14 protein-coding genes are annotated in these 14,470 nt (G+C 73.5%); 10 read left to right on the forward strand and 4 right to left on the reverse strand.

The window, feature by feature from the left end:
• Positions 1–33 precede the first annotated feature (33 nt).
• The 10 genes from AQJ30_RS24655 (at position 34) to AQJ30_RS24700 (ending at position 9,066) form a co-directional block, all read left to right on the forward strand.
• Positions 34–1,458 (forward strand): preATP grasp domain-containing protein, encoded by a 1,425-nt coding sequence (locus AQJ30_RS24655; protein WP_067238075.1) that lies wholly within the window; start codon positions 34–36, stop codon positions 1,456–1,458.
• The gene (locus AQJ30_RS24660) at positions 1,451–2,761 is read left to right on the forward strand and encodes a type III PLP-dependent enzyme (protein ID WP_067238078.1); all 1,311 of its coding nucleotides are present in this window, start codon (positions 1,451–1,453) and stop codon (positions 2,759–2,761) included. The genes AQJ30_RS24655 and AQJ30_RS24660 overlap by 8 nt, the downstream gene beginning before the upstream one ends.
• A gap of 145 nt (positions 2,762–2,906) precedes the next feature.
• Positions 2,907–3,197, forward strand: coding sequence for an acyl carrier protein (locus AQJ30_RS24665; protein ID WP_067238081.1), 291 nt, complete (start codon positions 2,907–2,909; stop codon positions 3,195–3,197).
• A 4-nt stretch (positions 3,198–3,201) separates the two neighbouring features.
• Positions 3,202–4,059: a beta-ketoacyl-[acyl-carrier-protein] synthase family protein gene (locus AQJ30_RS24670; protein ID WP_067238084.1), complete on the forward strand. Its 858-nt coding sequence runs from the start codon at positions 3,202–3,204 to the stop codon at positions 4,057–4,059.
• On the forward strand, positions 4,056–4,790 hold the full coding sequence (locus tag AQJ30_RS24675; protein ID WP_079084276.1) for an acyl-CoA dehydrogenase family protein: 735 nt from the start codon (positions 4,056–4,058) through the stop codon (positions 4,788–4,790). The genes AQJ30_RS24670 and AQJ30_RS24675 overlap by 4 nt, the downstream gene beginning before the upstream one ends.
• Positions 4,787–5,959 (forward strand): acyl-CoA dehydrogenase family protein, encoded by a 1,173-nt coding sequence (locus AQJ30_RS24680; RefSeq protein ID WP_067238087.1) that lies wholly within the window; start codon positions 4,787–4,789, stop codon positions 5,957–5,959. The genes AQJ30_RS24675 and AQJ30_RS24680 overlap by 4 nt, the downstream gene beginning before the upstream one ends.
• The gene (locus tag AQJ30_RS24685) at positions 5,943–6,839 is read left to right on the forward strand and encodes a 4'-phosphopantetheinyl transferase family protein (protein ID WP_067238089.1); all 897 of its coding nucleotides are present in this window, start codon (positions 5,943–5,945) and stop codon (positions 6,837–6,839) included. The genes AQJ30_RS24680 and AQJ30_RS24685 overlap by 17 nt, the downstream gene beginning before the upstream one ends.
• Entirely contained in the window at positions 6,836–7,135 is a 300-nt protein-coding gene (locus AQJ30_RS24690; RefSeq protein WP_159052386.1) for a hypothetical protein, read from the forward strand. The genes AQJ30_RS24685 and AQJ30_RS24690 overlap by 4 nt, the downstream gene beginning before the upstream one ends.
• Positions 7,136–7,244: 109 nt before the next feature.
• Positions 7,245–8,630, forward strand: a complete 1,386-nt coding sequence (locus AQJ30_RS24695; protein WP_067238095.1) for an MFS transporter — start codon at positions 7,245–7,247, stop codon at positions 8,628–8,630.
• A gap of 112 nt (positions 8,631–8,742) precedes the next feature.
• Positions 8,743–9,066 carry a hypothetical protein gene (locus AQJ30_RS24700; RefSeq protein WP_067238633.1) on the forward strand — a complete coding sequence of 108 codons (324 nt, stop codon included), beginning with the start codon at positions 8,743–8,745 and terminating at the stop codon, positions 9,064–9,066.
• A 45-nt stretch (positions 9,067–9,111) separates the two neighbouring features.
• Here the strand turns inward: AQJ30_RS24700 and ypfJ are convergent, their stop codons facing one another.
• From ypfJ to mmsA, 4 genes are all read right to left on the reverse strand, one after another.
• Positions 9,112–10,002 (reverse strand): KPN_02809 family neutral zinc metallopeptidase, encoded by an 891-nt coding sequence (gene ypfJ, locus AQJ30_RS24705; protein ID WP_067238098.1) that lies wholly within the window; start codon positions 10,000–10,002, stop codon positions 9,112–9,114.
• Between the two features lie 170 nt (positions 10,003–10,172).
• A complete protein-coding gene (locus AQJ30_RS24710) occupies positions 10,173–11,282 on the reverse strand; it encodes a substrate-binding domain-containing protein (RefSeq protein ID WP_067238100.1) in 1,110 nt (369 codons plus the stop codon).
• Between the two features lie 158 nt (positions 11,283–11,440).
• Positions 11,441–12,739 (reverse strand): multiple monosaccharide ABC transporter permease, encoded by a 1,299-nt coding sequence (gene mmsB / locus AQJ30_RS24715; protein WP_067238103.1) that lies wholly within the window; start codon positions 12,737–12,739, stop codon positions 11,441–11,443.
• Positions 12,736–14,286 (reverse strand): multiple monosaccharide ABC transporter ATP-binding protein, encoded by a 1,551-nt coding sequence (gene mmsA, locus AQJ30_RS24720; RefSeq protein WP_067238106.1) that lies wholly within the window; start codon positions 14,284–14,286, stop codon positions 12,736–12,738. Before mmsA ends, mmsB begins: the two co-directional genes overlap by 4 nt.
• Positions 14,287–14,470: the final 184 nt, after the last annotated feature.

Raw genomic sequence — 14,470 nt, forward strand, 5'->3', positions numbered from 1 at the left:
CTGTCCCCCGTGTCCCTTCCGAAAGGACAGCCCATGTCCCCGCCCCTGGTGTCGCCCGTACGACACGCCCCCGCCCCGCCCGCCGCCGGTTTCCTCGACGGGGCGCGACGGGCCCTGACCGGCACCGCCGGCACCCCGCTGGTCCTGCTCGGCAACTTCGAGGTGGAGGACGAGTGGGCCAAGGGCGAGTCGGGGCTGCCCATGCTCGCGGGCCGCAACTCCGCCGCCATCGTCAACCGGATGGACGAGTTCGCCCTGCTGCTGGCGGGCCCGGACGACCACGTCGTCCTCAAGTCGGCGCCCGACGCCGACTACCTCGACCACCTGGCCTCCCTGGGCGTCGCGTTGCCGAGCGTGCTCGTCACCGACGTGCAGGACCCGGCCCACTCGGTCACCGTGGACGCGCTGCGCTCCCCGCGCCTGCTGGCCGCGCTCCGCGAACTCGCCGGCCGGGGCGCACGGTTGCTGCCGCACGGCCAGTCGGCCCTGGAGGACGAGCTGTGCGAGCGCACCGGCCTGGCGTCCGCACTGCCGCCCTCCCCGCTGGTGAAGTCCGTCAACAGCAAGATCTACAGCCGGCGCCTCGCCACCGAGCTGGGACTGCCGTTGGCCCGCGGCTGGGAGTGCGAGACGGTCGGCGCCTTCGAGGAGGCCGCCGAGGAAGCGGCCGCGCTCTGCGTGGACCAGGGCCGCCGGGTCGGCGTCAAGGACGCGTACGGGGTCTCCGGCAAGGGCATCGCCGTCATCGACGACAGCCGCCGGCTGCGCCAGCTGGTGCGCATGGTGGCGCGGGGCGCCGCCAAGCGCGGCGACGACCGGATCGCGCTGGTCATCGAGGAGTGGGCGGACAAGACCACCGACCTGAACTACCACTTCACGGTGGGCCGCGACGGCTCGGTGCGCTTCGACTTCGTCAAGGAGGCCCTGACCGAGAACGGCGTCCACAAGGGCCACCGGTTCCCCGCGCAGCTGGACCCCGGGCACGTGGCGGCGGTCCAGGACGCGTCGGCCCGCATCGGCGCCCGGCTGGCCGCCGACGGGTTCCACGGAGTGGTCGGCGTCGACGCGATGCTCACCCGCGACCGGGGCCTGCTGCCGCTGCTGGAGATCAACGCCCGCAACAACATGTCGACCTACCAGACCTCCCTGCAGGAGCGGTTCATGCGCCCGGGCACCACGGCCCTCGCGCGCCAGTACGAGCTGTCGCCGACGGCCCGGGTGTCCTTCGCCCGGCTGCGGGACCGGCTCGGTGACCTGCTGCTGGACCCGGCGACCGGCCGCGGGCTGATCATCAACAACTTCGCCACGGTCAACGCCGCCGCCCCCGCCGACCCGGACGGCCGTCCGTGGACCGGCCGCCTCTACGGCCTGCTGCTGGCCGGATCGACCGCCGAGCTCGACGCCCTCGACCGCGCCGTCGCCGAGGCCGTCCGGAAGGAGACCAACCCCGATGACTGACACCCCCGTGACCGACGCCCCGACGACGCAGGAACGCGCCGTCCAGGGCATCGCGTTCAGCGAGCTCGCCGACCGCTTCGGCACCCCGCTGTACGTGTACGACGGCGACGAGATCGCCGCCCGGCTGCGCGGCCTGCTCGACCGGCTGCACCCCGGCGTGGAAGTCTTCTACTCGCTGAAGGCCAACCCCAACATCAGCGTCTGCGCGCTGCTGCACTCGCTCGGCGCCCGCGCCGAGGTGTCCTCGCTGACCGAGCTGATCACCGCGCAGCGGGCGGGAGTCCCGGCCGAGCACATCATGTTCCTGGGCCCGGGCAAGAGCCGCGCCGAGGTCACCGCCTGCGTCAAGGACGACGTGCTGCTGATCTGCGAGTCGTTCGGCGAACTCGCCCTGATCGACGAGGTCGCCGCCGGCCTCGGCACCAGCGCCCGGGTCGTGCTGCGCGTCAACCCGGCGTTCGCCGTGAAGGGCAGCGGCCTCACCATGGGCGGTAAGCCCCGCCAGTTCGGCATCGACGAGGAGGCCCTGCTGGCCGACCCGGAGCTGGCGGGCCGGCACCCCGCGGTCCGGCTCAGCGGCTTCCAGGTGTACATGGGCACCCGCATCCTCACCGAGGAGGTCGTCGCCGAGAACACCGGCCGTATCCTCGACCTCGCCGAACGCCTGTCCGCGCGGCTCGGGGTGCCCCTGGACCTCGTGGACGTGGGCGGCGGCCTGGGCGTGGCCTACTTCGCCGGCGAGCGCGACCTCGACCCCGAGCGGACCGTCGAGCTGCTCAACCCGCACTTCGAGGACTTCGCCGCACGGCACCCGGGGACCCGGCTCGTCATGGAGCTCGGCCGCTACCTGGTCGGCCACAGCGGCACCTACGCCGTACGGGTGCGCTACGTGAAGGAGTCCCGCGGCGAGCAGTTCGCCGTCGCCGACGGCGGCACCAACCACCACATGGCCGCGGTGGGCATCGGTTCCTTCGTCAAGCGGAACTTCCCCATGCGGCTGCTGAACCGCGCCGGCTCCGACGAGCGCCGCAAGTGGAACGTCACCGGCCCGCTGTGCACGCCGAACGACACCCTCGGCAAGGCGGTCGAGCTGCCGGCCGACCTGGAGCCGGGCGACCTGGTCGGCGTGGACCGCTCCGGCGCCTACGGGCCGACCGCGTCCCCCGTGCACTTCCTGAGCCACGGCTACCCCGCCGAGGTCCTGGTCCACCGGGGCCGGGCCCGCCTGATCCGGTCGCGGGACGACGCCGAGGAGATGCTCGCCCGCCAGATCCTGCACGACTTCACCACCCACGAGGACTGACCGCGCGGGCTCGACCCGTCCGCGCGCGAGGCCCGGCGCCCCCGGCGCTTCCGCACCACCGAACTCCCGCTCCACGCCACTCCGTTCCTCCGCTGTTCCTCCTCCCTCATCGCTCCTCAGCGACCCACACAGACAAGGACCCGTCATGACCACCGTCGCCCACACCTCCGCCACCACCGCCGACGCCGTCCCCGCCGACCCGCAGATCGTCGCCGCCATCGTCACCGCCCTCTGCGACGTCCTGGGGCAGGAGCTGACCGACATCACCGCCGAGACGCGGCTGTTCGACGACCTGAGCCTGGACTCCACCGCCGTCCTGGGCCTGCTGATGGCCCTGGAGGACGCCCTGGACATGGAGGTCGACCCGGAGAGCCTGCAGCAGCACCACCTGGAGAGCGTCGGCGCGCTGGCCGGCTTCATCGCCGAGAGCCGGTGACCCCGTGCCCGCCATCCGCACCGCCCGGCGGACACCCGCCCCGGCCGAACCGGCCGGGCCCCGCCTGGAACACGTCGTCCCCTTCCGCTTCTCCGCCGCCGACCGCGACCCCGCGCCCGGCGACCCGCAGCCGTACGTCGACCACCTGCGCGCCCTGCACCGGGCCGCGGGCACCCCGGACCCCACCGTCGCGCTCGACTGGCTGACCGGCGGCGCCCGGGTGAGCTACCACGACATGGCCCGTGTGGTCGTGGAGCGGCTGGGGGCCGAACTCGCCGGCGTCGACCTGGTCGTCACCGTCGACGCGAGCCCCGACTGCCGCCACCAGAGCTTCCCGGCCTGTCTGCTCGCCGCGGCACTGCCCGGCGACCCGCTGGTCCTCGGCATCTCGGAACAGGGGGTCGCGGGTCCCTTCACCGCCCTGCGCCTCGCCCACGACCAGCTGCGCGCGGGACTGCGCCGCCGAGCGCTCGTCCTCGTCGTCGAGCAGAGCACCCTGCCGCCGGGCTCCTTCGCCGGGCCCGTGGAGGACGTGGCCGTGGCGCTGCTCCTCGACGCCGGCCCCGGACCCGGACCGCGCCTGGAACGCCCCGAGGTGGGCGTCACGGGACGCGGCCCCGGAGCCGCGCCGACCGCGCCGGCAGCCGTTCCCAGTCACCCGTGCGCCGGGGCCTGGCTCACGCTCGCCGACCAGCTGGCCGCCCCCGGCGGACCGCCGTACGGCCCGGACGGACGGCTGGTGGTCGCCGACCGCGACCCGGTCCTGCCGTACGCGTGCCGGGCCGCCCTCACCCGGCCGGCGCCCCAGGCCGACCTGCTGCCGGAGGTCGCCGTCCGGCCCGTACTGGAGCCGGTCGCATGAGCCTGACGATCCCCGCGGCCCGCTCCGACGCGGACCCCGGACCCGGCCACGGCCGCTCCCCCGCACTCGCGCGGCGGGTCCGTGCCGCCGCCCGGGAGGACGGGGCCGCGCACGCCCTCGCGCTGCTGCACGCGGCCACCCTGCCCGGCGTGCTGCCGGCCGGTCCGGGCGGCCACGCCCTCATCCCGGAGACCGTCGCGGCGGCCGTCTCGCGGTACGACACCCCCGCGGGACCGCGTCCCCGCCGGCCCGGCACGGGCGAGGAACTCCTGGCCCGGCTGCCCCTGCCCGGAGGCGAGACCCTGGTGGCGCTGCGTATCCCGGGCGCGGGTCCCGGCCCGGACGGCGGCGCCGCCTGGGCCGAGGGACTCGTGGCGCTGCGGCTCGGCCTGGCCGAGCGGGCCCTGCGCGAGGCCACCGACCGGCTGAAGGACCGTACGGTGCAGGGCACCGTCATGCTCCACCTGCCCCTGGTCCGCGCCCTGGTCGCGGACGCCGCGTGCGGCCTGGCCGAGGCGGCGGCGCTGACCTCCGCGCCCGCCGGCCACCGGGACCCCGCCGAGCTGCGCCGGGCCCACCGGGCGCTCGACGAGTCGGGCCGCGCCTGTCTGCACCTGCTCGGGGCCGCGGGCTTCGCCACCGGGGGTACGGGGGACCTCGTGCGCGCCTCCGAGCTGCTCGCCGACACCTACGCCCCGCCTCCCCCGGTACCGGAAGGAGACCGCCCATGACCACCCACACCGAGGCCTTCCTCGGCGAACTGAGGTCCCAGGGACGGGAGTTCGCCGACCTGGTCCGCACCACCTCGCTCGACCTCGACCGGGCGCCGACGCGCGCCGCCGACCTGCTGCTGCACGGACCGCTGCCCTGGCGGCAGCTGATGGGCCTGCCCGCCGACTTCGCCGACGACCCGCTGCGGATCGCGGGCCGGCCGGTCCTGCTGGACCGCTGCGTGGAACAGGTCGTCGTCTTCGAGGAGCTGGCCCGCGGGGACGCCGCCGCGGTGCTGGCGCTGCCCGGCCCGTCGATGTCCGGGCAGGTGGTGGCCGAACTGGCCGACGCGGAGCAGCGCGAGCGCTACTACCGGCGCCTCGCGCAGACCCCGACCTGGACCTTCTTCGGCATGACCGAACCGGCCCACGGGTCCGACCCGGCGGGCATGGCCACCGTCCTGCGGCCCCGCGACGACGGCGCCGGACTCACCCTCGACGGCACCAAGCGGTTCGTGGGCAACGGGGCCCGCGCCGGCCTGGGCGTCGTCTTCGCCCGCCGCAACGCCGGGCCGCTGGGCGTCACCGCCGTGCTGGTCGACACCGACCGGCCCGGGTTCACCGCGACCCCGCTGGAGACGTCGGGCCTGCGCGGCCTCCAGCTGAGTCAACTCGACCTGGACGCCGTACCGGTGACCGAGCGGGACGTCCTGGGACACGGGCGCCGTGCCACCCGGCAGGGCATGTGGGCGGCGACCCGGACCTTCAACCGCTTCCGTCCGGTGGTGGCGTGCTTCGCCCTGGGCGTGGCGCAGGCAGCGTACGACTACGTCCTCGCGCACCGGCGCCGGCTGCGGGCCGAGGAGTCCTGGACCATGGAGCGTTTCGCCGAACGCCTCGTGGGTGTCCGGGCGTTGGTCCTGGAGGCGGCGCGGTCGGCGGACCGGGACCCGGGGGACGGCACCCTCGCCTCGGCCGCGAAGATCCGGGCCACCCGGCTGGCCGAGGAGCTCACGCTCGCGGCGGTGGACTGCTTCGGGCCGGGCGCCCGGTGGGACCACCCGCTGCTGGACAAGTGGGTACGCGACGCGCGGGCCTTCGAGTTCATGGAGGGCACCGGCAACATCCAGCGCCTGGGCGTGGCCCAGGGGTACCTGCACGGGCGGCTGTCCGATGACCGCGCGGCCTGAGCCGGCGCCGCCGCGGCGCGGCCCCGAGGCGGACGTGTGGCGGATCCGGCTGGACGGCGGCGACCGTACGGTGCGGCAGGCGGTGCGGCTGCTGGACGCGCGCGAGCGGCAGCGGGCGGACCGGTTCCGCGACGCGCTGGCCGCCGACCGCTTCGTCCTCGCCCACGCGGCGGCCCGCAGCATCCTCGGCCGCTACCTCGGGGTGTCCGGAGCGGCGGTGCACTGGTCCGTCGGACCGCACGGCAAGCCGTACTTCACGGGCCCGTGGGGGGCGTGGCAGTGGAGCCTGAGCCGGGCGGACGGGCTCGCCCTGCTCGCGGTGTGCACGACCGCCCCCGTCGGCGTGGACCTGGAGCGGGTGGGCGCCCAGACCCAGGCGCTCGCGCTGGCCCGGCGGTTCCTGCCCGCCCTGGAGGCGGCCGACGTGGGACGGCTGAGCGGTGCGACCGGTCCCGACGCCGACGGGGCGGACCCGGACCCGGACGGCCCGGCCGCGCGCGTCGCCTACCACCGGCTGCTGTCCCGCAAGGAGGCCTGCGTCAAGGCCAGCGGCGGACGGCTGCTGGACGGTCTGCGGCTGGACGTCCTCACCCCGGGCGCGGTGCTGGGCGACGGGGCGTTCGCCGGGGAGCGCTGGTTCCTGCGGGACCTGCCCGCACCCCCCGGTTTCGTGGCGGCCCTGGCCACGCTGGGCGACGCGGAGCCCGGGCTGCGGCTGTTCGACTGGGAGTGGGCCACCGGCCCGCCCGCCGACGGCCCCGCGGAGTCCCGGCTGGTCCTGCCGCCCGGCGCCCGGGCACCACGGACGGGCCGCCCCGCGGACGACCCCGTGGACGTCCCCGCCGACGTCCCCGAGCCGGTCGGCGGTGGGGCCCGGTGAACGGCCGTCGCGGGCCCGTGCCGTACGCCCGGTTCGTGCCGTCGGACATCCCCGTCCTGACGTCCACCCCGGCCCGCGCCGATCACGCGGTGCGGGCCGCGGGGCGGGCGCTCGCCCGGCTCGGCCGGTCCGACCTGGGGGGCCACCTCGTCCTCACGGCGGGACACGACGGCCCGTCCGGCGACCCGGCCGCACAGGAACGTGCGGTCGCCCGGGCCGTGGAGCGGGCGCTGCGCCGTCGGCCGCCCGGGCCGCCGGTCCGGGGCGCGCCCGCCGCGCCCGCTCCTCCCGACTGATTCCAAGCGAGGGAACGCCCTCGTCCCTCGCTCCCCTCTCCCTGCCCTTCCCCTCTTTCCCTCCCGCTTCCCTCTCCTCCTCCGCAGACCACACGGAACAGGTCACTCCATGAACTCCCAGAACGAAGCCTCCCCCTCGCAGGACAGCGGCGGCAGCGCCGCGCCCGAGCGCCCGGTGCAGTGGAGCAAGGTCATCGCCCTGGTGGGCGGCCAGGGCGTGTCGCTGGGCGGCGGATACGTCCTGCTCATCGCCATGAACTGGACGGCGATCCGGCTCGGCGGCTCCTCGGCCGTCACGGCCCTGATGCTCGCCGCGACCGTGCCGCGCGCGGTGATGCTGGTGTTCGGCGGCGCCGTCGCCGACCTGCTCGGCCCCCGCTTCGTGCTGCTGCGCACCACCTCGGCCCGGATCGCCGTGCTCGCCGCGGGCGCCGCCGTGGTGGCCACCGCCCAGTCGCTGTGGCCGCTGATGGTGATCGCCGTACTGGACGGGGTGCTGTTCGGGCTGTCCAGCCCGTCGACCGGGTCGATCATCCCGAACCTCGCCCGGCGCACCCACCTGGCGCGGGCCAACTCCCTGTACGCGATGGTGCTGCGGGTGGCCCCGATCGTGGGCTCGCCGGTCGGCGCCTGGCTGATCGCGGTGGGCCGGCTGTGGCAGGCGCTGCTGGTGACCGCGCTGACCAGCGCCGTGTGGCTGGCCTGCCTGGTGTACGTCACCCGGGGGCTGCCCCGGCCGGCCCGGGGGCGCCGCGACGGTGGGCTGATCCGGCACTCCGGGGACGGCCTGCGGCTGCTGGCCGCGCACGGCCGGCTGCGCTGGATGTTCGTCGCCTCGCTCTGCCTGGACATGGCGTTCGGCTGGCCGATCGACGTGGCGCTGCCGCTCCTGGTGTCGGACCGGGGCTGGGGCGTCGGCGCGGTCGGTGTGATCATCGCGTCGTTCAGCGGCGGCGCGCTGTGCGCGAGCGCGGTGGGTGCCGCCCTGGCGCACCGGATCCCGGTGATGGTCCGGCTCGTGGTGTCGGGCGCGGGCATCGGCGCGGGGATCGGGGTGATGGCCCTGATGCCGTCGGTGACCGGCCTGGCGGTGGTCGCCGCCGGGGTGGGGGTGATGTCCGGGTTCAACGGCCCGGCCATCGTGACGGTGTACCAGCAGGCCGCGCCCGCCTCCCGGATGGGTGCCGCGATGTCGACGCTGTCGCTGGCGAGCATCGGCACGGGGCCGGTGTCCATCGCCCTGTTCAGCTCCCTGTCGGCGGGACTGGGCCTGCGGACGACGTGGCTGCTGTGCGCGGTGCTGGCCCTGGTGGCGCCGGCGGCCGTCCTCCTGGCGCTGCGTCACCCCGAGTCGGTCGAGGCCGAGGACGAGGGAGCCGAGCAGGCGACGACCGGGCTCGCGGTCAAGGCGACCCGTCCGGACACGGCGAGCGCGCCCACCCGGGACGCGGGCCGTTCCGAGCCGGCTCCGCAGCCCGCCTCGACACCGGCGTGAACGACGCGGGGACACCCGTGCCGGGGAGGCCGGCCCACACCCGCCGGTTCCCGCCGCGCGCACCGCGGCGGGAACCGGCGGTGCGGCGTCCCGCTCGACCACACTGGTGGGCGTGGAAGCGGACCAGTCACCGGAGAGGACGCCCGACGGGCACTTCGTGGTGATCAAGGGCAGGAAGTGGCGCGCGACCGATCCGCTCGTCCCGGACGAGGTGGGCGCCCGCCTTCGGCAGCACCTGATGGCGGCGCGTCGCGCGGTGCGCTCCGCGACGAGCGCCGGTGACGCGGCGGCCGAGCGGGCGGCGCGGGCCCGCGTGCAGCGGGCGAAGGTCGCGCTCGGCGAGCGGGGCACCCCCTGGTGGGAGCAGTCCCACGACGAGCGCCGTCGGCGCTGGGAGGAGGGACTCGCGGGCCTCGACGCCGGGGAGCACGGCTGAGGCCCGGAGGGGGCGGCCGACGGCGGGGCCGTCAGCCGCCGGCCGTCAGCTGAACGTGTCGCACTGGGCCACGTCGCCCGTGCGGTAGCCGCGCTGGAACCACTGCTGGCGCTGGGCGGCCGAGCCGTGGGTCCAGGTGTCGGGGGTCACCCGGCCCTGGAACTCCTGCTGGATGCGGTCGTCGCCGACGGCCGCGGCCGCGTCCAGCCCGTCCCGGATGTCGGCGTCCGTCAGGCGCGTGATGAGGGGCCGGCCCGTGGTCTCGTCCTTGACGGTCGTCGCGTGGTGCGCCCACACGCCCGCATAGCAGTCGGCCTGGAGTTCCGTCTTCACCGAGTCGCTGTCGGCGCCGGTGACCCCGCTGCGGTGCTTCTCCAGCGTCCCCTCGAGGTCCTGGACGTGGTGGCCGTACTCGTGGGCCACGACGTAGGCCTGGGCGAACGGGCCGCCCTGCGCGCCGAACTTCGTGCGCAGCTCGTCGAAGAAGCCGAGGTCGAGGTAGACCCGCTTGTCGCCCGGGCAGTAGAAGGGGCCCACCTCGGAGGTGGCCGCCCCGCACGCCGTGCTCGTGCGCCCGCTGAACAGCACCGTGGGCGCCTCGGAGTAGCTGATCCGGTGACGGCCGGACTCCTGCGCCCAGTAGTCCTGGACGCTGTTGACCACCGCGACGATCCGGCACTCGTCCTTGGTGTTGGCGTCCTGGCCGGTACGGCACTCCTGCTGGACCTGGCCCGCGGAGGACGAGGTCGGCGCCGGCGCGTCGCCCCCGGAGGACAGGCCCAGGTGGTCGGGGCTGATGCCGAGGAAGAGGCCCACGACCAGGACGACGAGGCCCACGATGCCGCCGCCGATGGTCGCGCCGCCGCCGGGGAGGCGACTGCCCCTCTCGTCCCGCACCTCGGAGGTGTCCAGAGGGGCGTCGTCGTCGAACTGCATGGGACCCGCCTTAGCCGCACGTCGTTGCCTGGATGTCGCTGCTGCTTGTACCCCGTCCGCGGTGTCTCGCGCCTGCGGGCCCGACCCCGCTCCCCCGGGTGCGCGCACGCCGTCGCCCGCCCCCACGAACACGGGGCGGGCGACGGCTCGGGTGACGGCTCCGGCGGCGGCTACTTGGTGAGCGGCGCCAGCTTCGGGTCGTTGGCGTAGGCCTGGGCGGCGTTCTGCTTCGTGACGATCACGGGCGGCAGGAGGTAGGACGGCACGACCTTGACACCGTTGTCGTAGGACTTGGTGTCGTTGATGGTCGGCTTGTCGCCCTTCTGCAGCGCCTTGACCATGCCCACGGTCTCCGCGACGAGCTTGCGGGTGTCCTTGTTGATGGTCGAGTACTGCTCCCCGGCCATGATCGACTTGACCGACTCGACCTCGGAGTCCTGGCCGGTGACGACCGGGACGGGCTTGCCGGCGCCCTTCACCGAGGTGAGGATGGCGCGGGCCAGCGTGTCGTTCGGGGACAGCACGCCGTCCAGGGTCTTCTTGCCGCCGTAGGCGGACGTCAGCAGGGAGTCCATGCGCTGCTGCGCGTTCTCGGCCTTCCAGCCCTGGATCGCGGTCTGCTTGATGTCGGTCTGGCCCGAGCCGACAACGATGTCGCCCTTGTCGATGAGGGGCTTGAGCACCTGCATCGCGCCGTCGAAGAACACCTTGGAGTTGTTGTCGTCCGGCGAGCCGGAGAACAGCTCGATCGTCCACGGTCCCTTGGGCTTCTTGGCCTTCATGCCGTCGACGAGGGCCTGGCCCTGGAGCTGGCCGACCTTGAAGTTGTCGAAGGCGATGTAGTAATCGACGTCCGGGGTGTTGGTGATGAGCCGGTCGTAGGCGATGACGACGGCGCCCTCGTCCTTGGCCTGCTTGACCTGGGTGGCGAGCTGGGAGGCGTCGGTGGCGCCGATGACGATGACCTTGGCGCCCTTGGTGACCATGGAGGAGATCTGCGCCTGCTGGTCGGCGACCGTGGTCGAGGCTCCCGCGTACTGGACGTCGGCCTTGAACCCGGCGTCCTTGAGGCCGTTGGTGAACAGGTCGCCGGCGAGCACCCAGTTCTCCGAGGTCTTGGAGGGCAGGGCGACCCCGATCAGGGAGTCCTTGGCGAAGCCCTTGCCGTCGGCGCTGTCGCTGCCGGAGGCGCCCTCGCGTTCGTTGGAGCAGGCCGTGCCGAGGGTGAGCAGGGCGGCGGCGCCGACGGCGGCGACGGTTCTGATGAGGGAGGTGCGCATGGTGGTGGAGAACCCTTCGTGCGTGCGGGGCGGAACCTGGTCGCGGGGGGATGAGCCGGTCACCCGGCTGTCAGGGGGCCGGGTGACCGGCCGTCGGGGACGGGCGGGGGCGGGCCGCGGTGGGGCGCGCCGGCACCGCTCGGAGTACGGCCGGCCGGTCAGCCGGCCACCTTGGCCGTGTCGGCGTCGGGGGCCTGGGCCGGGACGGGCGCCGTCCCGGGCGGGTCGTCCCGCCGGAAGGGCCGCATCAGTGTCCCGGTGATGGAGAAACGCCCGCGGCTCTTGTTGTAGACGTCGAAGGCGACGGCCAGCAGCAGGACGAGGCCCTTGATGATCTGCACCATGTCCGAGCCGACGCCCTCGAGTTGGAGGCCGTTGTTGAGCAGGGCCATCACCAGGCCGCCGACGATGGAGCCGCTGACGGTGCCCAGGCCGCCGGAGACCGCCGCGCCGCCGATGAACACGGCCGCGATGGCGTCGAGTTCCCAGCTGAGGCCGTCCTGCGGGCCGGAGGCGGAGGACCGCGCCACGAAGATCATGCCGGCCAGCGCGGCCAGCACCGACATGTTCATCATGACGAAGAAGTTGACCCGCTTGAGCTTCACGCCGGACAGTTCGGCCGCCCGTGCGTTGCCGCCGACCGCGTAGATGTGGCGGCCGCCGATGGTGTTGCGGGTGTAGTGCGAGTAGGCCAGGACGAGGACGATCAGGATGATGCCGGAGATGGGCAGGCTGGTGCCGACCCGGCCGCCGGCGAAGCGCAGCGTGGCGAAGACGATGACGCCGAGCATGACGGTCAGGCGGACGCCCGCGACCCACAGGGGTGCCGTGTCGGCCTTCATCTCCAGCCGGGTCCGGCGCGCCTTCCACTCGCGCCACACCACCCCCGCGCAGGCGGCGACGCCGAGCAGCAGCGTGAGGTTGTTGTAGCCGGTGTCGGGCCCGACCTCGGGGAGGAAACCGGCCCCGATCTTGCGGAAGCCCTCGGGCACGGGGACGGTGTCGGCGTTGCCGATGTACTGGTTGCCGCCGCGGAACAGCAGCATCCCGGCCAGGGTGACGATGAACGCCGGTACGCCGATGTAGGCGACCCAGAAGCCCTGCCAGGCGCCGATGGCCGCGCCGACGAGCAGGCCGAGCAGGATGCCGAGGGGCCAGGGGACGTCGTGCTCCTGCATGGCCTTGGCGACGACGATGCCGGTGAAGGCCGCGACCGAGCCGACCGACAGGTCGATGTGCCCGGCGACGATCACCATCAGCATGCCGATGGCCAGGATCAGGATGTAGGAGTACTGGCTGACCACGGCGATGAGGTTGCCGGAGGTCAGCGTCAGCCCGCCGGTCCAGATCTGGAACAGCAGGACGATGGCCACCAGGGTGAAGATCATGCCGAACTGGCGGGCGTTGGAGGTCGTGCCTCCGAAGAGGTTCTTCTGCAGGTCGGTGATGCGGCTCATGGCGTTCGGCTCTTCTTCGTCGCGGTCATCTGCTTCATGAGGACTTCGGGGTCGGCGTCGGCGCGGGCCACCTCGCCGGTGACGGCGCCCTCGAACACCGTGTAGATGCGGTCGCACAGGCCGATCAGTTCGGGCAGTTCGGAGGAGATGACGATCACCCCTTTGCCCTGGGCGACGAGCTGCTGGATGATCCGGTAGATCTCGAACTTGGCCCCGACGTCGATGCCCCGGGTCGGCTCGTCGAGGATCAGCAGGTCCGGGTCGGTGAACATCCACTTCGCCAGGACGACCTTCTGCTGGTTGCCGCCGGAGAGCTTGACGACGCCCTCGTCGACGCTGGGCGTCTTGATGCGCAGGCTCTGGCGGTACTCCTCGGCCACCCGGTGTTCGCGCACCGGGTCGATCACCCGGCGCCGGGTGATCTTCGACAGCTTCGCGGACACCATCGAGGTCTTGATGTCGTCGAGCAGGTTGAGGCCGATGGACTTGCGGTCCTCGCTGACGTAGGCCAGTCCGTGGCGGATGGCGTCCGCGACGGTCTTCAGGCGGATCTCCGTGCCGTCCTTGAAGACCCGTCCGGACAGCCAGGTGCCGTAGGAGCGTCCGAACAGGCTCATGGCGAGCTCGGTGCGGCCGGCACCCATGAGCCCGGCGAAGCCGACGATCTCCCCGCGGCGGACGTGGAACGAGGAGCCCTTGCACACCATGCGTTCGTCCGAGGCGGGGTGGCGCACCGTCCAGTCGCGCACCTCGAAGAAGACCTCGCCGACGTCGGGCGTACGGTCGGGGAAGCGGCTGGCGAGCTCGCGGCCCACCATGCCGCGCACGATGCGGTCCTCGTCGACGCCGTCGCCGTGCACGTCGAGGCTCTCGATGGTGCGGCCGTCGCGCAGGATGGTGATGGTGTCGGCGACGGCCTCGATCTCGTTCAGCTTGTGCGAGATCATGATCGAGGTGATGCCGCGCTCCCGGAAGCCGCGCAGCAGGTCGAGCAGGTGCCGGGAGTCGTCCTCGTTGAGGGCCGCGGTGGGCTCGTCGAGGATGAGCAGCTTGACGTCCTTGGCGAACGCCTTGGCGATCTCGACGAGTTGCTGCTTGCCGACACCGATGTCCTTGATGAGGGTGTCGGGGTCCTCGCGCAGTCCGACCTGTTCCATCAGCTCGAGCGCCCGGCGCTGGGCCGTCTTCCAGTCGATGGCGCCGCGGCGGCGGGGCTCGTTGCCGAGGAAGAGGTTCTCGGTGATCGACATCCCGGGGACCAGGGCGAGCTCCTGGTGGATGATGACGATGCCCGCCTGTTCGCTGGCCCGGATGTCGTGGAAGCGGACCTGTTCGCCCCGGTAGACGATGTCGCCGGAGTAACTGCCGTGCGGGTGGACCCCGCTGAGCACCTTCATCAGCGTGGACTTGCCGGCGCCGTTCTCCCCGCAGATCGCGTGGATCTCGCCCTCCCGCACGACGAGGTTGACGTCGGCGAGCGCGGTGACGCCGGGGAACGTCTTGGTGATCGACCGCATCTCCAGGAGGTTCGGGCGGGTGGGCGTCATGGGCGGCGCTCCCCACCGCCCGGAACGCGCACCGGCGTCCACGGACCTCCGGTCCTGCGGCATTGCATGGACATCAACTTGCCTCCGATGACACAGCCCCGCGGGGGCGTGTCCGAGATTTCGTCTGCTGCGGCACCGGACACTAAATCCATTTGTTTTACTAAGTCAATGGCCTGGTGGAGAT

The sequence above is a fragment of the Streptomyces longwoodensis genome, assembly GCF_001514125.1.
In the GTDB taxonomy this organism is placed as follows: domain Bacteria; phylum Actinomycetota; class Actinomycetes; order Streptomycetales; family Streptomycetaceae; genus Streptomyces; species Streptomyces longwoodensis.